Genomic DNA, 21528 nt, shown 5'->3' with positions numbered 1-21528 from the left:
TTGCTTGTTACCAAACCTGCTTCCAACGTGATGGTGCCGAATAGGGTCATTCCAGCCTTGGGTGTGCTCGCCCTCGTGCTGGTCTGGCTTCTGGATCTTGGCGCCATACAACCTAACCGTATTGTCCCCGGCACTGGCCATGGCCTGCTGTCAGCCGTTGGATGGCTGGGGGCAGGGATGGTCACCCTGACGCTGGCTGCGTCCATTTTGCTTTCCCTTTTTCCTTTGCGACTGCGATACCCACTGCTTCTTGGCCTCGTTGGTTTCTCGTTGGCCGCCCTGCCTCTTTTGCTTGATGTTTTTGCCGGTCGCCATCTGCCAGAGGCATCGCCCTATGCGCGCTCGACCATTGGTGCGGGTTTCTGGAGCTTGCTGTTCCTGTTGTCATTGATGCTGATTGAGATCGTTGGACGGCTTCGGGCCGGGCGAGGGCTGCAGCTCGTGCTGTTGGTGGTGATTGTGGGTAGCTGGCTGATGTTATTGCGAGGCGAGGGCCTGGCGAGCCTTTCGCTGGTGCGGGAATTCAATGCCCGGCCTGATGAATTCGAGCAGGCGCTGTGGACGCATCTGGCGCTGGCCTTTGGTGCCGTGACGTTCAGTGCTGGCCTCGCCTTTGTGCTGGCGCTGAAAATGATTCGCAGCCCGGCCTGGCAGAGGCCAGTTCTTGGCGCCGTGAGTTTTCTACAAACCATCCCCAGTCTTGCAGTGTTTGGCCTTTTGATCGCACCTCTCGGGGCGCTGTCGTCGGCGTTCCCGGCTTTGCAGTCGCTCGGCATTCGGGGTATTGGCTGGGCGCCGGCTCTGCTGGCGCTCATCGCTTACAGCCTGCTGCCCATGGTGCGAAATACCTTCGTCGCGATCACGGAGGTTCCGGAGAACCTGGCCGATGCTGGCCGGGGGATGGGCATGACCGAGCGGCAGCTGTTCTTCAAGCTGAAATTACCCTTGGCACTGCCGGTAATCATCGAGGGTGTGCGCATTACCACTATTCAGGCCATCGGTCTGACAGCGGTGGCGGCCTTGATCGGCGCTGGCGGCTTCGGAGCCTTTATCTTTCAGGGGCTGGGGCAGGCGGCAATGGACTTGGTGTTGCTGGGTGCCTTACCCACCATCGCGCTTGCGCTGCTGGCGGATGCTTTGTTCACGATGGTCGGTGACAGTCTCAAGCCGACGCCGGCGACAACCTGATATGAGAAAGGAATTGCCTGGATGATCGAACTGAAAAATGTCACCCGGCGCTTCGGCAATACGGTCGCGGTGGACAACATCAACTTGACCATCGAGACCGGCGAGGTCTGTGTGCTGGTGGGCAGTTCCGGTTGTGGTAAATCGACCACGCTGCGCATGATCAATCGCCTGTTGCCTCACAGTGCCGGAGAGATTCTGGTGGATGGTGAGGACGTGAACGCCATGAATCCGGAGCAACTGCGCCTCAACATGGGCTATGTGATTCAGGGTACCGGGCTGTTTCCCCATTGGACTGTGGCTCGCAACATCGCCATGGTGCCTCATCTGTTGAAGTGGCCAAAAGAGCGAATCGACGCGCGTGTTGAAGAGCTGATGACCCTCCTGGACCTTGACCCGGCCACTCACGCCAGCAAATACCCCCAGCAACTCTCCGGTGGTCAGGCGCAGCGGGTAGGTGTGGCCAGGGCGCTGGCGGCAGACCCCAACATTTTGCTGATGGATGAACCCTTTGGCGCGCTGGATGCGATTACCAGGGAGAACCTGCAGATGGAGATGCTGAGAATTCAGAGGCAGGTGCGTAAAACCACCGTGTTCGTGACCCACGATATCGATGAAGCCCTGAAGCTGGCCACTCGGATTGCGGTGATGGACCAGGGCCGCATCATTCAGCACGATACGCCTGAAAATATTCTCCGGCATCCCGCCTCAGACTTTGTTGAAAACCTCGTGGGCAAGCAGGATCGCGGCCTGAAACTGATGAGCTTGCGGCCGGTGCGGGACCTGATGTCGCCCCATGCTGAACCAAGGCAATCGGTCGCCGGGGAGGGCGCGATCAGGGAAGAGGACAGCGTGCGATTGGCGCTATCAGTCATGCTCTGGAAAGATCTGGGTGAGGTTGCGGTGTTCAACGCACGCGGACAGGAAACCGGTGTCATCACCCGCGAACGCATTATTCAGGAAGGCGCCTGATGCGCATCTGGCTACCTCCTGTATTACTGGCGGCTCTTCTGTACGGGCTGAGCGTAGGGATGCCTGTCTTGGAACCGTTGTTTCAGTGGCTGCAGCCAGACAAACAAACGGTGATTTACGACCGTGAGAGCTTCTTGTTTCTGCTGCAGAATCACCTGCTGTTGGTGGTTGTGTCTGCAGCGGTCGGCACCTTCATGGCGGTTACCGGCGGTATTTTTGCCACCCGCCCGTCGGGCCGAGATTTCCTGCCCCTGGTTAGTCAGGTGGCCTCCATTGGGCAGACCTTCCCTCCGGTGGCTGTCTTGGCGCTGGCGGTGCCGGTTCTTGGTTTCGGCGAAGCGCCAATCCTGATTGCCTTGATCCTGTATGGCTTGCTGCCGATCTTGCGCAATACCCTGGCGGGCCTGGAAGGCGTTGATCCCACCGTGCGGGAAGCGGCAAGAGGTATGGGCATGTCACCGGGGCAGATACTGTTCCGGGCAGAACTGCCTTTGGCGGGGAGGGTGATCCTGGCCGGCATTCGGACGTCAGTCACCATTAACATCGCCACTGCGGCTATCGGCTCCACTATAGGCGCGCGCAACTTGGGCGATCCCGTCATTGCCGGTCTGGTGAATGGCAACACAGCCTACGTGTTGCAGGGGGCAATTCTGATTGGGCTACTCGCGCTCACCACTGACAGCTTGTTTGAAGCACTGGAGCGGATCTGGGACCGTCGGTTTTCGCCTCAGGCAGCCGTGTGATCGGCGTTTTCAATGTACTAAACCGCCCGGATAAGTACTTTTGCTTTACTGGCCTGCCTTGCTAGCTCGGGCATTTTGATCAATATTTAATCAGAGTGGCGGCGTATCGTCACGAGTGTGAGGAGGTCATTCTTGTCCTCTCCGGCTCCGGAACCTGCACGGTTGGAGGCGAAACCTTTAGCTTTGGCCCTGACTCGACCCTGGTTCTCGAATCCGACACCGTCCACCAGATTGTGAACACATCAGATGAGGAAATGAAGTTGGTTGCCGCCCTGGGCATGGCCCCGGTGCGCGTTAAGACCGGCGATGGAGAGCCGCTTCCGGTCCCTTGGCAGGCACCTGCTGCCTGACCTTTCCTCCCTCAACGGAGGACAACTGTACCACCCGCGCAGACAGCTCAGGCTTGCTGACGAGGGTGGGGCAGTTCTTTGGTATGGAGTAGAGATATCTGTGGAAAATCAACGTTGAACACAGAATCATAAGAGGGATCGGGCTATGAAACTTACTTCGTTAGTTCTCGCTTTAATTTCGTTATCCTTTTTCGGCTACGCAATCGCGGCCGAGAAGGCACTGGTGATTTCGCATGAGGATGAGAATCTTCAGTGGATGCCATGCCCTGACTTCATTCCTAAGGGGTGTGAGATTGCGGTTCTGAATGGGGACCCGGCTGAAAACAACCTGGACATCTACTTTAAGGTTCCCGGTGACTTTGAGATACCACGGCACTTCCACACCTCCCAGGAGCGGATGGTACTGGTGTCTGGGACTCTGGATGTCACCTACGACGATCAGAGTAAAGAGACGATACAGGTTGGGCAGTACGCCTATGGTCCGGCGAAACTGCCTCATTCAGCGTACTGCCAGAAAGGAGATGACTGTGTTTTGTATATTGGCTTTGTGGCGCCGCTGGATGCCATTCCCATTGAAAACGGCGAGGTTAAGTAGTTGATCAGGTTGTTGAAGAGTTGGTTGCCTATGCGGGTGGCAGTTGTGACCCCGTGAAGTCTGCTTTGCGCCCGAAGTGGTGAGTGAACTTATCTCTTTGAAGGTTGCTTAAACCTCTACGTATCGATGCCAGTTAAACCCCGCGGCTGAACATCCGCACAAGGACGGCAAGCATGAAACCAAAGATCAGCCTCGTCACACTGGGTGTTGACGACCTGGACCGGGCCACCCGTTTTTACGGCGAGGGGCTCGGGCTGCCAAGGCATGAGTTTGACGGTGGTGGAGTCTCTTTTTTCAGCCTGAAGGGAACCTGGCTGGCTCTGTATCCCCGCGAGGAGTTGGCCAAGGACATTGGCTTGCCGGTTCCTGTTGAGGTTGCATTCTCCGGAATTACCCTCGCCCATAATGTGGCCAGCAAGTCAGAGGTGGATGCCTTGCTACAGCAGGCGATTGAGGCAGGCGCCACTCTGATCAAGCCGGCGCAAGAGGTGTTCTGGGGAGGGTACTCCGGGTATTTTCAGGATACCGAAGGGCACTACTGGGAAGTGGCGTACAATCCCTATCAGGACCTGACGTGAGTTCTGGTTTTAACCTCGTTAGGCTGAGGCCGACCCAATAAAACCCGGTAGAAAGGCATCCTCAGAATGTATGTGCCCAAGCACTTTAAGGAAGATGACACAGAAACGCTGCATCGCTATATCCGCGATTACAGCTTCGGACTGTTTGTGATTGCCGACGACGATGGCATCGAGGCGAATCACGTACCATTCCATTTCCAGGTGGACTCAGACAATTCGCTCGGCACTTTGCAGTGTCATTTGGCGCGAACCAATCCGGCGTGGCAGCGTATAGAGAAGAGCGGTTCTGTGTTGGCCATTTTCCAAGGGCCAGATGCCTACGTCTCTCCATCCTGGTATGCCACCAAGGCCGAGACCGGCCGGGTGGTACCAACTTGGAATTACCTCGCGGTGCATGCCAGGGGCGCAGCCCGGGTAGTGCAGGACCCAAGCTGGCTCAAAGAGCACCTCCATAACCTCACTGACCGACACGAACGCGACCGTGCCCAGCCCTGGTCCGTGGACGATGCGCCGGAGGAATACACGGAGCGCTTGATGCAAGGAATCGTGGGCATTGAGATTCGCATTGAAGAACTGTCGGGGAAACTAAAGGCTAGCCAAAACCAGCCGGAGGCCAACCGGGCGGGCGTTAAAGCCGGTCTCAAGGCCGAAGGCGTTACACACGCCGCAGCCATAGCTGACTTGATCAGCGAGCCGGATACCAAGGGGTGATGTCCGGCTTCGTCCGGTAACGCTTCTGCAGTCTCAGTTCGCAACCGTCATCGGATTGGTTCTGGGAGCTTTATGGTATTCACCTGTACTGTTCGGGAATTGACGGATTCGGGGCCAGGGTAATACCAGAGAGACCCTCCGCAGTGTATGTTTGCCCGAATGGCCTCAGTAAAGGAGCTGGCCTGGCTGATGGTGTGGAAGATCATCGGAATACGCGATTCACCGGTAGTTTGGTTCGATCGATCGGAGTATGGCACCTACTATTTAAAAGCGTTGGTAAGACATTGAGGTTGTTGTCGGCCATAGTTCAGCCGCCCAAATTCAAAATGAGGAAGGACTAATATGGACATTATTCGAATAGTTATCGCCATTCTGCTACCGCCGCTTGGCGTGTTTTTACAAGTCGGCATTGGTAAGCATTTCTGGATTAATATTGTGCTGACCCTTTTCGGGTACTTGCCGGGAATCATTCACGCGGTTTACATCATCGCCAAGAAATGACGAAAACGAGCTAGAGCAGCGGCTCAGAAGCTCTTGCAGAGCCAAGGAATCGCAAGATGAGAGATCGCATCAGGTTCTTCCTGAGTAGACTTGGTGAACGGCTGTGGGTGAAACCGTTATTTAGCTGTGTGCTCTCCATTGCCGCCGCATTCTTGGCCCGGGTAGCGGATAACGCTTTCCCCGAAAGTGGCTTACCCGACATCAGTGCCGATTCCCTGGAAACGTTATTAAGCATCATTTCAGCAAGCATGCTGGTGATTGCCGTGTTCGCAGTTGGGTCCATGCTTTCCGCCTATGCATCCGCCAGTGGTTCGGCTACGCCTCGGGCGTTCCCCGTGGTGGTTGCTGATGATGTCTCTCAGTACGCGCTTTCCATTTTTGTAGGGGCTTTCATCTTCAGTATTGTTGGCCTGATTGCTCTTATGAATGGGTATTACGGATCAACCGGTCGGTTTGTGCTGTTTGCAATTACGGTGACGGTGTTTGGGATTGTCATTATTGGGTTTGTTCGCTGGGTGGACCGGATAGCCCGGCTAGGTCGCCTTGGGACTACGATTGGCAAAGTCGAGGCCGTCGCTTGCTGTTCTCTGTTACGAAATCGCCGATTACCCACGCTTGGAGGGCGACGACTGGACGGTCCGGTTCAGGGTGAGCCAGTGTATGGTGACACTGTTGGCTATGTGCAGCGTGTAGACGTTGATGAGTTGCAGGCTTTTGCCGAAAAGAATGACCTCCAGGTCTATGTGGCTGTGTTGCCGGGCGCGTTCATAACCCCTGGGCAACCCTTAGCCCACGTTACCAGAGGCGCTGACAGTAAAGACGTTGAAGGCGGAGGCATCGCCCAGGCGTTTCGGATAGGAAACGAACGGACCTTTGAAGAGGATCCCCGGTTTGGCCTCAATGTGCTCTCAGAGATCGCCAGCCGGGCGTTATCGCCTGGTATTAACGACCCGGGCTCGGTCGTGGAAATCATCGATTCGTTCGTTCGGATCTTTGCGAAATGGAGTGCCACTGAAGAGCAGGAGCCTGAGGTGCAGCGGGATCGGGTCTGGGTGCCGGAGGTCTCTTTGGACGGTATGTTCGATGATGCGTTCAATGCCATTGCCAAGGATGGTGCGGGCACCATTGAGGTGATGCTCCGGCTGCAAACCGCCTTGGCCTCACTCCATTCCCTCGGTAACGGGCAGTTCAAGTCGACGGCTTCCAGTCACGCCCGATTGGCATTGAAGCACGCAGAATGTGCGCTCAGGTTGCCTGAGGAAGTCGAGCTTGTTCGCAAGGCGGCCCAGCGCATATCGGCCGGGTAAGAGACACACTCAATTCTTACGAGATCGGAGGTGGGCTGTCAGTGCGAAAATCGCAGCACAGAGGCCCCCTCCCAGCGTGCCACAGAGGTGGCCCTGTACAAGTATCGGCCCACCGATCATTGCTTCAACCTGGCTACTCCCACCATTCAAAAGTTCAACGCCAAGTTTGCCGACCAGCACGAGAAGCACGAACCAGGAAGTGACCTGGTCTGTGCGCAATGACAGCAATGCCCCTGCCGCGAGCAGACCATGCAGTAGGCCAGATAGGCCTACGTACCATTCGATTTGAGGGTGGAAGAGAAGTAGGCAGAACGAGGTAAACAGGGCGATTCCACCAGTGACCACCCAGGCTTTTAGCCCACTTAATACCTCGCCAAACAATAGCCAGATTACGGCTAACCCGCCCAGGTTCATCGCCAGATGTTGCCACCCCAGATGGACCCAATGGGCTGTTAGGAGTCGCCAGTGTTGCCCGTCAAGAACTGCATCGCGTTGGTACCGGAGTAGATCTGCGGTGTCGGGTCCCAAGGCCCATACTAAAAGTGCGATCGAGCCCAAGGTGACAGGCAATACGGGTTTCGTAATTCCAGCGCTGGGTTTGAGTGCTAGATCATTCATTCGTAGCGACTTTTATGGGGTTTTCCTCAAAATTAGTGAATGTTTCATATTGTTTTTGTTGTTTTATTAACTTTTTGACATAAACTCAGTCGGTTCGCTGGCGTTGGAACTAGCGAGGATGGAACGACAGCCGGAGGTTTTGTTACCGGCCATCATAAGTGGTTATTCGATTAAATAGGGAATATTGAATGCGAAGCTTCTTTTTTGTGGTGCCGGTTGTAGCGCTAGCTTTACCTCTCAGTGTACACGCTGACGAAGTCATCCTGGATGACCTTATTGTCGATGGCAGTCTTTGTGTCGGCGAGGATTGTGTTGTCGATACTGAGTTTGGGTTCGATACACTTCGCCTGCAGTCACCAACGCCGCAGATTTTCTTCCAAGACACCAGCACGTCCGCGAGCTTTCCTACTCAGGACTGGCTAATGGGTGTTTCCGACGACGGCACCGCAATGACTTCGTCGTTTTTTATCAAGAATCTGACAACTGAACTTACCACGTTGATGATTTCGCCCGAGGGTGATGTAGCCATAGGCGCGGGCGCAGAGGTGGTTGAGGGGGCAGTGTCGGTTGGGGACCTGGGGATGGAAAGAAGGGTCACGTCCGTAGCTGATGCGATAGACGACTCCGATGCCGTGACTTTGAGTCAGTTCAACGCGTTCAAAACCACAGCTACGGCTTCGGTTTCTACGGAAGTGGATGCACTTGAGGCTCGCCTTTCGGGGCTGGAAACACGTCTAACCAATCTGGTTGAGCGCCTTGAGGCCGTTGCGGCCCAGGTTAACTAAAACGTCGGCTCAGCCAGGAAATCAGATTATGAGATTACGTAACTACGCCCTGAGTGTGATGTGCGTTATGGCTACGTCAGCGGTTGTCGCTGATCAGGTCATTCCGGATGACACTATTGTTCAAAGTAACCTGTGTGTCGGCTTTGATTGCGTCAATGGTGAAGACTTCAGTGGTGGCGCGCTCAAGCTCAAGGAAAATAACGCCAGAATTCGGTGGTACGACACGTCCGCAGTCCCGGGCGAATTGATTCGCCATAACCTTCTGAATACGTTTGTGTATGGCGTCGTGGGTCAGTCCTGGCGGATGGATGCCAACCAGTCCGCTAACGAGGGCAACGATTACTTTTACCTCAGTCAGCATAGCCTCGAGGATTATCTGGTCTACAGCGACGGCACGGCGCCGGACTACGACTGCTCCACTCCGTCTTCGGATCCGAAGCCTGTCATAGGAGTAATCCCTGAGGGAGTGCCCGCTGAAGATGAGTTTCTTTGTCAAAACTACCGTAGCTTTATTCAGCGAGATGCTCTGGTAACTGCGGGCGGCGTGGCCTCGGGTGTGGCGATTGGCATTGGCTCATCGGTGGTTGATGGTGAGGTCAGTCTTGGCAACGCTGAGCTGAAGCGGCGTCTGGTGCATGTCGCCAGTGCTATTGCAGAGTCTGATGCTCTGATCAAAGAGCAATTGGATCTGGGTTTGTTCCAGGCACAACTCACCCGACTCAACGAAGTCGAATCGTTGGTCAACATGGCCGAAAAAGAGCTGGAAGTTCTCGAAGCTGCGGTGAAACCAAAAGGCGGTGGAGGTGCAGCCGGATGGCTGATGCTTTTGCTTCCGTTGGTTGCGCTTAAGCTCCGCAATCGAAAGTTAGTTGCGTAAAAAGCAAACCAGTCTGCTGATTGGGATTAGGTTTCCCAATCAGCAGACGTTTGCAGTACCTCAGTTCAAGGCGTTTCTTTCGTCGAAGGCTATTGGCTTTTCGCCACTGCCCAAGACGAACGGCATCAAAAACTGGATAATGGCGGGAATATAAGGCCACGGCGCGCCAAATTCTCCAATTCCGGTACCCTCGTAATGGAAATCAACGTCAACTTTCTCGACAATCTCAGACTTGAAGCCAAGTTTGACGATTTCACCGTCGTTACTGACCAACCTATCCGCTACAAGGGCGACGGCTCCGCCCCCAGTCCTTTCGATTACTTTCTGGCATCCTCGGCGCTGTGTGCGGCCTATTTTGTGCGGGTGTACTGCAAGGCGCGGGACATCCCCATGGATAACATCCGCCTGTCGCAGAACAACATCGTCGATCCGGAAAACCGCTACAACCAGATCTTCAAGATTCAGGTTGAGCTGCCGGAAGACATTTCCGACAAAGATCGTCAGGGCATCCTGCGGTCGATTGATCGCTGTACCGTCAAGAAGGTGGTTCAGACCGGCCCCGAGTTCCAGATTGAGCAGGTCGATAACCTGGATGAGGATGCCCAGGCTCTGCTGATGGTAGAGCCAGACGGCGATGCTCGCACCTTTATTGAGGGCAAGGACCTGCCGCTGGAGCAGACCATCGCCAACATGACCGGCATCCTTGCGGATCTGGGTATGAAAATTGAGATCGCAAGCTGGCGCAACATTGTGCCCCACGTGTGGTCGCTGCACATTCGCGACGCGGCTTCGCCCATGTGTTTCACCAATGGCAAGGGCTCCACTAAGGAGAGCGCCCTGTGTTCCGCGCTGGGTGAGTTCATTGAGCGCCTGAACTGCAACTTCTTCTACAACGATCAGTTCTTCGGCGAAGAGATCGCCAACGGCGAGTTTGTCCATTACCCCAATGAGAAATGGTTCAAGCCCGGGCCCAATGACGAGCTGCCTGAGGGGATTCTGGACGACTACAGTCTGGCTATATACAACCCGGACGGTGAGCTGGGTGGCTCCAATCTGATCGACACCAACTCCGGCAATGTGGAGCGGGGCATTGTGTCCCTGCCGTTCGTGCGCCAATCCGATGGTGAGGTGGTGTACTTCCCCTCGAACCTGATCGAGAACCTGTTCCTCAGCAACGGTATGAGCGCCGGCAATACCTTGTTCGAGGCTGAAGTACAGTGCCTGTCTGAGATCTTCGAGCGGGCGGTAAAGCGGCAGATCATCGAAGAGGAAATTGCGCTGCCGGACGTACCCCGCAACGTACTGGAAAAGTACCCTGACATCCTCGAGGGCATTGACGCGCTGGAAGCCCAGGGTTTCCCTATCCTCGTCAAAGACGCCTCGTTGGGTGGCCAGTTCCCGGTCATGTGCGTGACCCTGATGAACCCGCGCACCGGCGGTGTGTTTGCGTCCTTTGGCGCACATCCGAGCTTTGAGGTGGCGCTGGAGCGCAGCCTGACTGAACTGATGCAGGGCCGAAGCTTTGAAGGCCTGAACGATGTGCCGGCGCCCACGTTCAATAGCCTGGCGGTGTCTGAGCCCAACAACTTTGTTGAGCACTTCATCGATTCAACCGGTGTGGTGTCATGGCGTTTCTTCAGTGCCAAGCAGGATTACGAGTTCTGCGAGTGGGATTTCTCCGGCAGCAACAAAGAAGAATCCGAAGGGTTGTTCAATATCTTGAAGGAGATGGGCAAAGAGGTCTACGTGGCGGTTTATGAAGATCTGGGCGCACCCACCTGCCGTATTCTGGTGCCCGGCTATTCCGAGGTGTATCCGGTTGAAGACCTGATCATGGACAACACCAACATGGCCCTGGACTACCGTCAGGACATTCTCAACCTGCATTCCCTGACTGATGAGCAACTTGCCGATCTGGCGGAGCGCCTGGAAGCCAGCCAGCTCGACAACTACATGACGATCATCAGCCTGATCGGTATCGAGTTTGATGAGAACACCGTGTGGGGCCAGCTGACGATTCTGGAGCTGAAGCTGCTGATCTGCCTGGCGCTGGAGTGGCACGAGGAGGCTCTGGAGTTCGTTGACATGTTCCTGCAGTTCAACGATAACACCGTTGAGCGTAACCTGTTCTACCGGGCCGTAAACGCAGTGCTGGAAATCACCCTTGATGACGAGCTTGAGCTGGACGACTATCTGGCCAACCTCAAGCGCATGTACGGTGAGCAGACCATGGACGCTGTGGTTGGCTCGGTGAATGGCAGCACTCGCTTCTATGGCCTGACGCCGACCAATATGCAACTGGAAGGCCTGGACAAGCACCTGCGCCTGGTCGATAGTTATAAGAAGCTGCATGCGGCGCGTGCCGAGAGGGCAAGCAACTAAGTGGCAAGGACGAACGCCTAAGCAGGGTGAGGTTTGGTTGTTGCATCTCTTAGAAGGCAACCAAGCCGCGCCTTGTCGGGCAAATCCCGAAATACCCACCTCTCCAGCGGGGGTTAGCGACCCCAGCGACAACGACTCGCCTGCAACCTCTAATAGCGCCATATAAAAACAGGTTTTCAGAAGTATTCCTGATTTCATACCCGCTAATTGCCGCTTATACCTCGACACCCTGGGGCGCGGCCTACAGGGAAGAAGGAATGACGGATATGCCTCCAAGAGCTGAGCTTGTCGAAACCCGCACAATAACCCACGAGGAGGCCGAAGCGTGTGCGAGTGAGCGGGTGCAATATATCGGCTCCGTTCAGCCCCATGGTTTCGTCTTGGTGGTAGATCGAGAAAACAACCGCATCGTCCAGTACTCGGAAAACGCGGTTGCATTGATCAACAGTGTCACATCCACACCGTTACCCGAAGACACCCCTGTTTTAAACACACTCTTAACCGATTGGCTGGTGCCGGAAGAACAAGGTGGTGCCTTCGCCAATCTGGTGGCTGGTGCTTTACAGCTGTTCTCGTTCAGTTCCGAAGGCCGGATCTCGAGCCGGATTTGGGAGTCTTTGGGCGTTGTGGTCGAAAAGTACATCGTTCTTGAGTTCTTCCCAGCCACCCCCAAGCTGGATTCCTACGATTTACTGATCAACATTGACCGAATGGTGACGCGAATTCGAGGCAGTGCGTCTACGGAAGAGCTGTTTAAAGTGTTGGTAAACGAGTTCCAGAAGCATGCCGACTACGATCGTGTCATGTTGTACCGCTTTCTACCCGATTGGTCAGGGGAGGTGGTTGCCGAATCGGTGTCTGAGCGCGCGAGCATAGAATTCGTGGGTTTGCGTTTCCCGTCAGAAGATATTCCCAAGCAGGCACGGGAGCTTTATAAAAACTCCTCGCTACGGATTATGGCCGATGTCGACGCGGAGCCCGCCCCCCTGGTGCCGCAATTTTTGCCTTCGGGGAAACCTCTTGACCAGAGCCTCAGCGTCCTGCGTGGCATGTCTAAGATGCATGTGGCCTACCTGAGGAATATGGGCGTGAAAGCCTCCATGTCCATCGCGCTGATGTCCGGTCGTAAATTGTGGGGGCTGGTGGCCTGTCATCACTATTCGGCCAAGGTTCCGCCCAATCACCTGGTGTCGGAGATGAAGGCTTCCTGCGAGCTGTTTGCCGACATCGTGATTTCCCATCTGGACCCAGCCATTAATCTGGAAACCATTCAGCGCTCAGTGGCGAACAAGCACTTTATCGAAGAGCATTTCAGGCTTCTGAAAGATGTCGGTCACGACCTGCACGCATTGCAAGCTGCAATGGAGTCTGTTCAATCGCAGTTTGGCATTCGCTACATGGGATTGTGCTACGGCGATCAATGTTTTGTGGCAGGCGGGTCGTGGCAGGGGACCGAAGAGTTCGCCAACCGTTTGCACGATCAAATCAGCCGGGGGGGTGGCTATTCCTATGAATCAACGGATTTGCTGGACCCCTCGCGCTCCAATGATTTCCCCGCTGCGCCGGACATGGCCGGTATCTGCGCCTTGCGTTCCCGGAATTTGCCGGACCTGGTTGTTTTCTTGGGTGCGTCTGAGGTCGAGAAAGAAATCACTTGGGGGGGCAAGCCGGGCGCCGTCAACATTGTTATCAAAGACGGAGAGCGCCAGTTGGAGCCCAGAAGCTCCTTTGCGCTTTGGCGCCAGAAGGTTTTTGGACAGTCCGAATCCTGGACGGAAGAGGACAAGGAGCTGCTGTTTGCGCTGATGGTCTCCGTAGAGGGTTATGTGCTGCACTGCCAAAGTGAACAAACCAAGGTCACGCTGCACAGATCTTCCTATAACGACAATTTAACAGGGCTGCCAAATCGGCGATATCTTGAAGAGTATTTCCACAAGCTATCGGTGCTGGGCGATTATTGCCCGATGATCACGGTGTTGTTTCTGGATTTAGATAACTTCAAGCGTATCAATGACTTTATGGGGCATAGAGCGGGCGATTGCCTGCTCAAAGAGGTGGCTGCACGCCTGAAGAAATGTGTCAGGCCGGATGATTTGGTGACGCGTTTGGGGGGCGATGAATTTGTTGTCGTGGTGCAGCACAACAGCGACGAAAGATCGATTAATCAACTGGCTGCCTTGAGTATTGCGGAAAAGATCATCCACACCGTGGGTCAGCCGGTTTTCGATAATGATCAACCAATGGTGACCACGCCAAGCGTGGGTGCCGTGCTGTGCTTTCCCAGCCAGATCCCATTCGGCGAAATTCTCCAGCAAGCCGATATCGCCATGTACCGCGCCAAAAATGCCGGGAAAAATCAGGTGCATTTCTTCAGTTCGGAAGACCAGAACGAAGTGAATCAGGAAGTGCGTATGGAAATGGCGTTACGCGAGGCGTTGGAGCAACGACAGATCCACGTGCACTTCCAGCCCAAGGTCTCAAGGGGGTTGCGCGTTGTGGGCGCCGAAGCGCTGGCGCGATGGAATCACCCGAAGATTGGTTTTGTACCACCCGATGTGTTTATTCCACTGGCCGAAAAAAATAATTTGATCAATGAACTGGGATTACAGGTTTTCGATGAGTCCTGTCGCCAGTTGGTGCAGTGGCGTCGGAAAAGTAATTTGACGGACTTCGAAAGCCTTTCCATCAACATCAGCCCTGCTCAGTTGCTGAGTGAAAAATTTGAGTCGATGGTAAGAAATACGGTCGACCAGCACGGTCTTTCAATGAGCGATATCAGACTGGAAATCACAGAAACACTGTTCATGGAAAATTATGATCGCGCTAACAGCGTGCTTCAGTCATTGCGGAGTTCCGGCATGACGGTATCGTTGGATGATTTCGGTACAGGCTATTCGTCGCTCAGTTACCTGTGGAAGCTGCCCATAGACGAGGTGAAAATCGATCGCTCGTTTATCGAGAACATGGGCGAGAACGATGATTCGCTGACCATGGTAGAGGGCATTATCAGCCTCTGTTCGAGGATGAACCTGGAAGTGGTCGCTGAAGGGGTTGAGGAAAAGGTACAGGTGGCGGTACTGCGGGGACTGGGGTGCAATACTTACCAGGGGTATCATTTCGGAAAACCGGTAGCGGCCGACTGTTTCAAATTCAAAGTGTCCTCATGATTGGCCAGCTGCATCACCAGTTGAAAGAGGCAACCGCACCGATCCATCGGCGCCTGGATGCGCACAGTATTTTGACGCCGTTAACGGGGTTAGATCTCGACATTGAGCGGTATCAGCAGATTATGGTGCAACACTGGTGGGCCTATCGGTGCTGGCAACCACAGCTGGACAGGGCATTCCCGGCAACGCGACTGGGTAAACCCTGGCAGATTGATTTGGCGTTGGACAAGTTAAGCCTGGACTGCGCGGACCAGCTCAAAACATCTGTGCGACTGACCGCTCCCGAGCCAGCGCCACTGACTGTTGAAGGGTCTGCCGAATACCTGGGGTGTGCCTACGTTTTTGAGGGCTCCAGATTGGGCGGCCGCTACATATATAAAGCCTTGCAGTCTCGACGAGCTCACCTTGGTGTTGACCGTTTTCACTATTACGAGACGCTTGCCCAAAATACTTCCGTCGCCTGGCCGGCGTGGGTGCAGCAGCTAGAGGCCTATGCGGTTGCCAATGATCTGGCGTTCGAACAGATCGTGAGCGGCGCTGTCGCTTGTTTCGAAGTCTTGACTGATTGGTTCAAACAACCACAGGTAGCGCCCAGCAGAACGATACAGACGGTGTTGTAGGCCAGAACGGTTGCCAGGGGAGGTCGAACCCCGCAATAACACGAAGCTGATGCTTTACCGACTGGGGCGGGACTCAATGTCCACTACCTGTCCGTTTCTCAGGGTAACGACCTGCCGGAACTGGTTGTCGGACAAATCGTACAGCCACAGCTGAACCAGCACAGGCCGTATACCTTGCCAGGTTTCCAGCCTACGCGTTGGTTTGGGTGTTCGCCATTCCACGCGCTTTGAGATGGGCTCGCCGCAACGGGCGACCAACTCGTACTCGGTTCTGGCGTGGCGAAGTGTGCTGATGTTGCAGCTGGCCCGCTCGGACACGTGGAAGCCGTACCCCAGGCTCTCCACCTGCGCCAGCTTGCCATTACGGAAGGTCAACCGACGGATAAACCGCTGCGGCCCCGGGTTGTAGTACCAGTGCATTTCGGTTTGCACTACGCCCAGCCCGTGAACCGTGGCCGTCGGGTATTCCACCACGTAGTCCGGCGGCCCGCAGCGCTCTTCCACTTCGATGGGCCAGGCGTCGTTGTCGACCAGGTACGAACCGCAGCGCAGGGCGCCCTGAACGCTCGGGGCGAGGGCGGTCAGCACAAGCATCCACATGAATCGTCGGGAGCGGGTCATGATCTGGTCACTGTTCTGCGCGTTGGTTTCTCCTTATTGTACGCCTCGACCACTAGTGCAGACTAAGTAACTGTGGATAATGTGCTTTTCGCGGATTATGGCTATTGGCTTCACCTAGGAAATTCCATGAACGAACAGGAAGTACTCTACAGTTTCAGCAGTGTTCTGATTGCCACGTCGCTTTTCGTAGCGATTGTGCTTTGCAACGAACTGGGGGTCGGCATTGGCCGTTTTACCCAGAATCGGACGACGTCGGAGATGAAGGCACTCACAGGGTCCGTTCAGGCGAGTATCCTGGGTTTGTTGGCATTGCTGCTGGGTTTTACCTTCAGCATGTCGATGCAGCGCTACGACAATCGCAGCATCGCGGTTATTGATGAAGCCAACGCCATCGGAACTGCAGTGCTGCGGGTGGAACTGCTGCCACAGGAGTTGCAGAACGACGCCAAGCGGTTGTGGCGTGACTACGTTCAGCTGCGGGTGGAAGTTGGTCAGGTGGACCTAACCAAGGTTGATGAGCGAAATGAGTACAACGCCAAAATTGCCGCTTTGCAGAGCGAGCTTTGGTCGCTCGCGGTCTTGGCGACCAACCTTGACCCTCGGCCAGTAACCACGGGGGCGTTTGTTAAATCCCTGAACGACGCGATCGACAGCCAAGGCAAGCGCAATGCCTTGCTTCAGATGCATGTGCCGGAAGTGGTGCTCATTCTTCTGTTTGTCGTTTTTATCGCGTCGGGAGGGATCATGGGCTACTCCTCGGGGTTGAGCGGCGAGCGGATGGTCGTGCCGATCATGCTGGTGTCTTTGCTGATTACGCTGATTGTGTTCCTGATTATCGATCTGGACCGGCCGAAACGCGGGTTCATTCAGGTGAACCAGACCCCGATGGTTGAGTTGCTGACCAGTTTGAACCGATAGCAGGCTCGCTGTGAAGGCTTTAATCCGGATTCGAATCAAGGCCCTGGCGGCTGTGTGCGCCGCCGGGCCGGATGATGTCAGCGGCTTTGGATTTGGCCGGATTCGTCCGAAATGACGATCTCGACCCGCCGGTTTTGCTGCCGCCCGGCGCTGGTGTCGTTACTGGCCACCGGATAGGATTCTCCGTAACCTTCAACTTCGACGCGGCTGCTGGAAACGCCGTGGCTGAGTAGTTCGTCATAGACCGCCATGGCGCGACGCTCGGACAACCGTCGGTTGTAGGACTCATCGCCAGTGCTGTCGGTGTATCCTTCAATGCGCACTCGACGGTCATCATACTGCAGCATGAACTCGGCTAATCGGGCGACGGTGCGTTGGCCTGAGGCCTTGAGGTCAGCCTTGTTCAGATCAAACAGGACATCGCCGAGCGTCAGCACCATGCCGCGTTCGGTCTTTTCTGCTTGAAGCGCCGCCATCTGGGCCCGCAGTGCCTCGGCTTCGTTGGTTTTCATCTGCAGCATGATCTTCTGACGCCGCTCTTCCGCGGAGCTTATCTCTTCCTCGAGGCCAGCACGAAGGCCCTGTTGCTGGGCGATTTCTGCGTGGCGGGTGGCAAGATAGGCGGCATGTTCAATGGCGACGAGGTCGGCTTCCTCCTTCAGCAACGATTCAGCCCGCTCAAGTTCACGTTTGGCTGCCCGAAGTTGACTGGCGCCACTGCGGGCGACATCCGGGTCCTGCTCAATGTTCAGGTATAGGGTGCGCGCCTGATCGACCTCGGCATTGTACGGTGGAGAGCTGGCACAGCCAGTAAGCAGTGCAAGCAGCCCGACTGCGATGCTGGTGGCAAAAGTACGAGTCATCATCTCAATCTCCTGGTTCGGGCTCACGATTCGTTGTTCTCGAGCTGATCCTGCAGTTCGTCGATAGACCGGTTAATCTCCGCTACCGCACGCTGGGCTTTCTCGGTTTCTGAGCGAGCGGCGGCCAATTGGGCATCCACGGTGGCCTGCTCCAGCAGGCGTTCCGCCTTTCTGTATTGCTCCTGGTCCATTAACTCACGGGCATCCGCCACTTTGTTCTGGGCCTGATTCAGCAGAACCGGCTCAAATTTCCGAGCGTCGGCCGCTTCGGCTTGCTGAACGGACGACTCGGCAGCTTGCAGTTCGCTGTCTGGTTTTGGCCCTGGTCCGGCGCAGGCGACCAGAAGTGTGGCCGTGGCGACGACCAGCCAGGTACCTGCTAATCGATTTAATGGCTTCATATGTAAACTCCCTTGTTTACAGCGGTATTCGTCACAGGACGGTGTGAACAAGATTGTCAAAAAATGTGAAACAGACTATTTCAACTATAGCAGTGAATTCGGATCTTGCCGTTTCGACTCCGGTGCGCCCAAGGCTCGGGAAGGGCCCTGCTTGAATCCTCGGTTTCCAGCCCAATACCTCTGAGTTATAGGCATTTTTTCGACTGGTCCTGTCCGCCTTAAGCGGCGTATCACTTGCAGGAAATCCAAAGGGCAGCCGCAAAGCGTTGTCCGTTTGCCCGTTAGGAGAGAATTTCGTTATGAGTGACCCGACTTACACCCCTCCCAAAGTCTGGAAATGGGAGTCCGAGAGTGGCGGCACCTTTGCCAAAATTAATCGGCCGATTGCCGGGCCGACCCACGATCAGGAGCTGCCGGTGGGCGAGCACCCATTGCAGCTGTATTCGCTGGCAACGCCCAACGGTGTCAAAGTCACGGTGATGCTCGAGGAGCTGTTAGAGCAGGGTATCAGGGGCGCGGAATACGACGCTTACCCGATCAAAATTGGCGATGGCGACCAGTTTGGCAGTGGCTTTGTCGAGGTGAATCCGAACTCCAAGATTCCGGCTTTGGTGGACCGCAGTACCGATCCGGCCATTCGCGTGTTCGAGTCCGGTAACATCCTGCTTTATCTCGCAGAAAAGTTTGAGGCCTTCCTGCCCAAGGATATCGCCAAGCGCACGGAAACCCTGAACTGGCTATTCTGGCAAATGGGCAGCGCGCCCATGCTGGGTGGTGGTTTTGGTCACTTCTACGCCTACGCGCCGGAAAAGTACGAGTACCCCATTAACCGCTACACCATGGAGGTAAAGCGGCAGCTGGATGTGCTGGATCGCCAGTTGGCGAAAAACCGGTACATTGCGGGTGATGAATACACCATCGCCGATATGGCGATCTGGCCCTGGTACGGGGCCCTGGTGGCCAACAAGGTGTATGACGCGGCCGAGTTCCTGGAAGCTCACACCTACACCAATGTGGTGCGCTGGATGGAAGACATTGCCCATCGCCCAGCGGTGCAGCGTGGACGGATGGTTAACCGCACGTGGGGCGAGCCAGAGGAGCAGCTGCACGAGCGCCACGATGCCAGTGACTTTGAGGATAACACCCAGGATAAACTGGCCGCGATCCTCGGCCATTCCTGATGGCCGGGCAGTCCGCCTGGGCGGCGTGAATGCCGCTCAGGCAATTTTGCGGTTGTCTTCCCGCTTGAGGATTTCATCGACTTCTTCCGCCGACAGGGTTTCCTGTTTAAGCACGGCTTTGGCCAGGGCTTCAAGTTGCGCGCGGTGCTTAGTCAGGAAATCAAACGTGGTCTTTTCCAGTGCTTTCAGTTGTGCCTGAATTTCAGCATCGATCAGCTCGGCGGTCTTCTCGCTGAACTCTCTAGGCAGACCCATTTCGCGACCGAGAAACACGTGCTCCTCGCCAATACTCAGTCCTAGCGGCCCGATCTTCTCGCTCATGCCCCACTGGCCGATCATTTTCCGGATCAGTTTGGTGGCTTCTTTCAGATCGTTCTGGGCGCCGGTGCTAACCTCGCCGTAGATAAGCTTTTCGGCTGAGCGGCCACCCATCATTACTTTGATCCGATCCTTCAGATAGCTCTCGGTGAAGCTGTACTGATCGTCTCTTGGTGTCTGTTCCGTGACGCCCATGGCCATGCCGTGGGGAATGATGGTGAGCTTGGTTAGCGGGTCGGCCTTGGGTAGGTAGTAAGCCATGATGGCGTGACCACACTCGTGGTAAGCCACGGCCTCACGCTCCTCGGGTGAGAGGTGAGCGTCGCGCTCTTCGCCGAGAATGATTCGGTCTCGGGCCAGTTCAAAGCAGTGGGCCGTAACTTCATGCAGGTTCTCCCGGGCTGCGGTCAGGGCAGCTTCGTTGACCAGGTTTTTCAGGTCCGCGCCGGAGAACCCAATGGTGCGCGCGGCTACTTTTTCGAGATCAACATCCTCCGCCAGGGGCACTTTGCGCACGTGCACTTTCAGGATCTCGGTGCGTGCTTCCTTGTGGGGGCGGTCCAGGGTGATTTTGCGGTCGAATCTACCGGGGCGGAGCAGGGCGCTATCCAGGACATCCGGCCGGTTGGTAGCGGCCAACACCAGAATGTTCTCGTGGGGTTCAAAGCCGTCCATCTCCGTGAGAATCTGGTTCAGGGTCTGCTCCCGTTCGTCGTGACCGCCGCCGAGTCCGGTGCCCCGGGACCGGCCGATGGCATCCAGTTCGTCAATGAATATCAGAGCCGGCGCGGCTTTACGGGCGTTCAGGAACATGTCCCTTACCCGGGCGGCACCCACACCGACAAACATCTCGATGAATTCCGAGGCGCTGATACTGAAGAAGGGTACGTCGGCTTCGCCGGCGATGGCGCGGGCCAACAGGGTTTTGCCAGTGCCTGGTGGGCCTACGAGAAGCACGCCCCTGGGCATTTCGGCACCGAGCGCCCGGTATTTTTCCGGGGATTTGAGGAAATCGATGATTTCAGCTATCTCCCGTTTTGCAGATTCGATCCCTGCGACATCATCAAGCGTGGTGGTGGACGTTTCCGGGCGAGCCAGCCGCGCTTTCGACTTGCCGTAATTGAAGGGGCCGCCGCCCTGGGTCATCCGCTTCTGGGCCACTCCCCAGAACCAGAACATCAGTGCCAGCAGAAGGATCCAGGGCAGGAAGCCGCGAATTAATTCCTGCCACCAGGGCAGCCCGGAAGGGGCCGCCGAGATGGTGACGTCGTATTCTTCAAGTAAGTTGAGTAATGCCGGGTCCTCCATCGGTGGGCGAATGGTCTGGAATCCGGCATCGGCGTCGGAAAACTGGCCAGTGATGCGCTCGTCTTTCAGAGTGACGGCGGCCACCTGGCCATTGATAACCGCTGTCTTGAACTCGGAGTAAGCCAGTACCTGCAGCTTTGGTTGCCCGCTGTCCTGGAGCCAGAGCACCATCAGGAAGATGGCGGCACTCAGCCACAGGAAGGAATACTGGTTCGGAATGGCCGGTTGTGGTGAATCCGACGGCTTCCGATCGCCCGGTTCATTGGGAGCGGTCATTTCGGTCTCCGGTCACCCTCCATGATCTTGGCCACGAACACGGATTTGCCGTAGGTTTCGAATGACCATTTCATGGTATCCGAGAGCACCTTCATGACTTCGTCGTACTCTCCAAAGATTTCTGTGCTCATGCGGCCGGGGTAGACTTCCAGCCCGGTTTGTTCCAGGCGGGCAATCAGGTCCCGGATCGGTTGTTTGTAGTCTTCCTTGAGCGGGTAGCAGCTCAGTTGCACAGACAGATACATAATCGC

Annotated in this window: 22 protein-coding genes; 16 read left to right on the top strand and 6 right to left on the bottom strand. The window is 55.7% G+C overall.

What is annotated here, in order from left to right; genetic code table 11:
* Positions 1-30 precede the first annotated feature (30 nt).
* From FGO67_RS12785 to FGO67_RS12745, 9 genes are all read left to right on the top strand, one after another.
* Positions 31-1188, top strand: a complete 1158-nt coding sequence (locus FGO67_RS12785; RefSeq protein ID WP_203301215.1) for an ABC transporter permease — start codon at positions 31-33, stop codon at positions 1186-1188.
* Positions 1189-1209: 21 nt separating this feature from the next.
* Complete coding sequence (locus tag FGO67_RS12780; RefSeq protein ID WP_203301029.1) at positions 1210-2157, top strand: ABC transporter ATP-binding protein; 948 nt, start codon at positions 1210-1212, stop codon at positions 2155-2157.
* A complete protein-coding gene (locus FGO67_RS12775; protein WP_203301028.1) occupies positions 2157-2900 on the top strand; it encodes an ABC transporter permease in 744 nt (247 codons plus the stop codon). The genes FGO67_RS12780 and FGO67_RS12775 overlap by 1 nt, the downstream gene beginning before the upstream one ends.
* A 95-nt stretch (positions 2901-2995) precedes the next feature.
* On the top strand, positions 2996-3250 hold the full coding sequence (locus FGO67_RS17240) for a cupin domain-containing protein (protein ID WP_203301027.1): 255 nt from the start codon (positions 2996-2998) through the stop codon (positions 3248-3250).
* A 145-nt stretch (positions 3251-3395) separates the two neighbouring features.
* Positions 3396-3845 carry a cupin domain-containing protein gene (locus tag FGO67_RS12765; RefSeq protein ID WP_203301026.1) on the top strand — a complete coding sequence of 150 codons (450 nt, stop codon included), beginning with the start codon at positions 3396-3398 and terminating at the stop codon, positions 3843-3845.
* Positions 3846-4018: 173 nt separating this feature from the next.
* Positions 4019-4423 carry a VOC family protein gene (locus FGO67_RS12760; RefSeq protein WP_203301025.1) on the top strand — a complete coding sequence of 135 codons (405 nt, stop codon included), beginning with the start codon at positions 4019-4021 and terminating at the stop codon, positions 4421-4423.
* Positions 4424-4489: 66 nt separating this feature from the next.
* Positions 4490-5134 carry an FMN-binding negative transcriptional regulator gene (locus FGO67_RS12755; protein ID WP_203301024.1) on the top strand — a complete coding sequence of 215 codons (645 nt, stop codon included), beginning with the start codon at positions 4490-4492 and terminating at the stop codon, positions 5132-5134.
* A 342-nt stretch (positions 5135-5476) separates the two neighbouring features.
* Positions 5477-5635 (top strand): YqaE/Pmp3 family membrane protein, encoded by a 159-nt coding sequence (locus FGO67_RS12750; RefSeq protein ID WP_203301023.1) that lies wholly within the window; start codon positions 5477-5479, stop codon positions 5633-5635.
* A gap of 56 nt (positions 5636-5691) precedes the next feature.
* Positions 5692-6942, top strand: coding sequence for a DUF2254 domain-containing protein (locus FGO67_RS12745; RefSeq protein WP_203301022.1), 1251 nt, complete (start codon positions 5692-5694; stop codon positions 6940-6942).
* A gap of 9 nt (positions 6943-6951) precedes the next feature.
* Here FGO67_RS12745 and rrtA read toward each other — a convergent pair whose 3' ends face one another.
* Positions 6952-7560: a rhombosortase gene (gene rrtA, locus FGO67_RS17380; RefSeq protein WP_203301021.1), complete on the bottom strand. Its 609-nt coding sequence runs from the start codon at positions 7558-7560 to the stop codon at positions 6952-6954.
* Between the two features lie 188 nt (positions 7561-7748).
* On the opposite strand from rrtA, the gene FGO67_RS12735 reads away from it, so the two are divergent.
* The 5 genes from FGO67_RS12735 (at position 7749) to FGO67_RS12715 (ending at position 15391) form a co-directional block, all read left to right on the top strand.
* The gene (locus FGO67_RS12735) at positions 7749-8345 is read left to right on the top strand and encodes a hypothetical protein (RefSeq protein ID WP_203301020.1); all 597 of its coding nucleotides are present in this window, start codon (positions 7749-7751) and stop codon (positions 8343-8345) included.
* Between the two features lie 28 nt (positions 8346-8373).
* Positions 8374-9222, top strand: coding sequence for a hypothetical protein (locus FGO67_RS12730; RefSeq protein ID WP_203301019.1), 849 nt, complete (start codon positions 8374-8376; stop codon positions 9220-9222).
* A gap of 195 nt (positions 9223-9417) precedes the next feature.
* Positions 9418-11604, top strand: a complete 2187-nt coding sequence (locus FGO67_RS12725; RefSeq protein WP_203301018.1) for an OsmC domain/YcaO domain-containing protein — start codon at positions 9418-9420, stop codon at positions 11602-11604.
* A gap of 257 nt (positions 11605-11861) precedes the next feature.
* On the top strand, positions 11862-14771 hold the full coding sequence (locus tag FGO67_RS12720; RefSeq protein WP_203301017.1) for a bifunctional diguanylate cyclase/phosphodiesterase: 2910 nt from the start codon (positions 11862-11864) through the stop codon (positions 14769-14771).
* Positions 14768-15391 carry a biliverdin-producing heme oxygenase gene (locus FGO67_RS12715; protein WP_203301016.1) on the top strand — a complete coding sequence of 208 codons (624 nt, stop codon included), beginning with the start codon at positions 14768-14770 and terminating at the stop codon, positions 15389-15391. Before FGO67_RS12720 ends, FGO67_RS12715 begins: the two co-directional genes overlap by 4 nt.
* 54 nt (positions 15392-15445) lie before the next feature.
* Here the strand turns inward: FGO67_RS12715 and FGO67_RS12710 are convergent, their stop codons facing one another.
* Positions 15446-16012, bottom strand: a complete 567-nt coding sequence (locus FGO67_RS12710; protein WP_238942356.1) for a DUF2845 domain-containing protein — start codon at positions 16010-16012, stop codon at positions 15446-15448.
* Between the two features lie 126 nt (positions 16013-16138).
* Between FGO67_RS12710 and FGO67_RS12705 the strand changes: the two genes are divergently transcribed.
* Complete coding sequence (locus FGO67_RS12705) at positions 16139-16930, top strand: bestrophin-like domain (protein WP_203301015.1); 792 nt, start codon at positions 16139-16141, stop codon at positions 16928-16930.
* 77 nt (positions 16931-17007) lie between these two features.
* Here FGO67_RS12705 and FGO67_RS12700 read toward each other — a convergent pair whose 3' ends face one another.
* Positions 17008-17796, bottom strand: a complete 789-nt coding sequence (locus tag FGO67_RS12700; RefSeq protein ID WP_238942355.1) for an OmpA family protein — start codon at positions 17794-17796, stop codon at positions 17008-17010.
* Between the two features lie 20 nt (positions 17797-17816).
* Positions 17817-18194, bottom strand: a complete 378-nt coding sequence (locus FGO67_RS12695; protein WP_203301014.1) for a DUF4398 domain-containing protein — start codon at positions 18192-18194, stop codon at positions 17817-17819.
* A gap of 299 nt (positions 18195-18493) precedes the next feature.
* Between FGO67_RS12695 and yghU the strand changes: the two genes are divergently transcribed.
* The gene (gene yghU, locus FGO67_RS12690) at positions 18494-19375 is read left to right on the top strand and encodes a glutathione-dependent disulfide-bond oxidoreductase (protein ID WP_203301013.1); all 882 of its coding nucleotides are present in this window, start codon (positions 18494-18496) and stop codon (positions 19373-19375) included.
* Between the two features lie 36 nt (positions 19376-19411).
* Here the strand turns inward: yghU and ftsH are convergent, their stop codons facing one another.
* Together ftsH and FGO67_RS12680 are read right to left on the bottom strand one after the other, a co-directional pair.
* Entirely contained in the window at positions 19412-21277 is a 1866-nt protein-coding gene (gene ftsH / locus FGO67_RS12685) for an ATP-dependent zinc metalloprotease FtsH (protein WP_203301012.1), read from the bottom strand.
* Complete coding sequence (locus FGO67_RS12680) at positions 21274-21522, bottom strand: YkoF family thiamine/hydroxymethylpyrimidine-binding protein (RefSeq protein WP_138441052.1); 249 nt, start codon at positions 21520-21522, stop codon at positions 21274-21276. The genes ftsH and FGO67_RS12680 overlap by 4 nt, the downstream gene beginning before the upstream one ends.
* Between the last annotated feature and the right edge of the window lie 6 nt (positions 21523-21528).

Origin of the sequence: Marinobacter sediminum (assembly GCF_016820575.1) — a bacterium.
Taxonomy (GTDB): Bacteria; Pseudomonadota; Gammaproteobacteria; order Pseudomonadales; family Oleiphilaceae; genus Marinobacter; species Marinobacter sediminum.
The sequence above is the reverse complement of the archived record's forward strand: the minus strand, read 5'-3'. Positions and strand labels throughout refer to the sequence as shown.

Excerpts from the sequence above, each read along its gene's own strand:
- FGO67_RS12785 (WP_203301215.1), top strand. The coding sequence starts at position 31 with ATGGTGCCGAATAGGGTCATTCCAGCCTTGGGTGTGCTCGCCCTCGTG.
- FGO67_RS12780 (WP_203301029.1), top strand. The coding sequence starts at position 1,210 with ATGATCGAACTGAAAAATGTCACCCGGCGCTTCGGCAATACGGTCGCG.
- FGO67_RS12775 (WP_203301028.1), top strand. The coding sequence starts at position 2,157 with ATGCGCATCTGGCTACCTCCTGTATTACTGGCGGCTCTTCTGTACGGG.
- FGO67_RS12765 (WP_203301026.1), top strand. The coding sequence starts at position 3,396 with ATGAAACTTACTTCGTTAGTTCTCGCTTTAATTTCGTTATCCTTTTTC.
- FGO67_RS12760 (WP_203301025.1), top strand. The coding sequence starts at position 4,019 with ATGAAACCAAAGATCAGCCTCGTCACACTGGGTGTTGACGACCTGGAC.
- FGO67_RS12755 (WP_203301024.1), top strand. The coding sequence starts at position 4,490 with ATGTATGTGCCCAAGCACTTTAAGGAAGATGACACAGAAACGCTGCAT.
- FGO67_RS12750 (WP_203301023.1), top strand. The coding sequence starts at position 5,477 with ATGGACATTATTCGAATAGTTATCGCCATTCTGCTACCGCCGCTTGGC.
- FGO67_RS12745 (WP_203301022.1), top strand. The coding sequence starts at position 5,692 with ATGAGAGATCGCATCAGGTTCTTCCTGAGTAGACTTGGTGAACGGCTG.
- rrtA (WP_203301021.1), bottom strand. The coding sequence starts at position 7,560 with ATGAATGATCTAGCACTCAAACCCAGCGCTGGAATTACGAAACCCGTA.
- FGO67_RS12735 (WP_203301020.1), top strand. The coding sequence starts at position 7,749 with ATGCGAAGCTTCTTTTTTGTGGTGCCGGTTGTAGCGCTAGCTTTACCT.
- FGO67_RS12730 (WP_203301019.1), top strand. The coding sequence starts at position 8,374 with ATGAGATTACGTAACTACGCCCTGAGTGTGATGTGCGTTATGGCTACG.
- FGO67_RS12725 (WP_203301018.1), top strand. The coding sequence starts at position 9,418 with ATGGAAATCAACGTCAACTTTCTCGACAATCTCAGACTTGAAGCCAAG.
- FGO67_RS12720 (WP_203301017.1), top strand. The coding sequence starts at position 11,862 with ATGACGGATATGCCTCCAAGAGCTGAGCTTGTCGAAACCCGCACAATA.
- FGO67_RS12715 (WP_203301016.1), top strand. The coding sequence starts at position 14,768 with ATGATTGGCCAGCTGCATCACCAGTTGAAAGAGGCAACCGCACCGATC.
- FGO67_RS12710 (WP_238942356.1), bottom strand. The coding sequence starts at position 16,012 with ATGACCCGCTCCCGACGATTCATGTGGATGCTTGTGCTGACCGCCCTC.
- FGO67_RS12705 (WP_203301015.1), top strand. The coding sequence starts at position 16,139 with ATGAACGAACAGGAAGTACTCTACAGTTTCAGCAGTGTTCTGATTGCC.
- FGO67_RS12700 (WP_238942355.1), bottom strand. The coding sequence starts at position 17,796 with ATGATGACTCGTACTTTTGCCACCAGCATCGCAGTCGGGCTGCTTGCA.
- FGO67_RS12695 (WP_203301014.1), bottom strand. The coding sequence starts at position 18,194 with ATGAAGCCATTAAATCGATTAGCAGGTACCTGGCTGGTCGTCGCCACG.
- yghU (WP_203301013.1), top strand. The coding sequence starts at position 18,494 with ATGAGTGACCCGACTTACACCCCTCCCAAAGTCTGGAAATGGGAGTCC.
- ftsH (WP_203301012.1), bottom strand. The coding sequence starts at position 21,277 with ATGACCGCTCCCAATGAACCGGGCGATCGGAAGCCGTCGGATTCACCA.
- FGO67_RS12680 (WP_138441052.1), bottom strand. The coding sequence starts at position 21,522 with ATGTATCTGTCTGTGCAACTGAGCTGCTACCCGCTCAAGGAAGACTAC.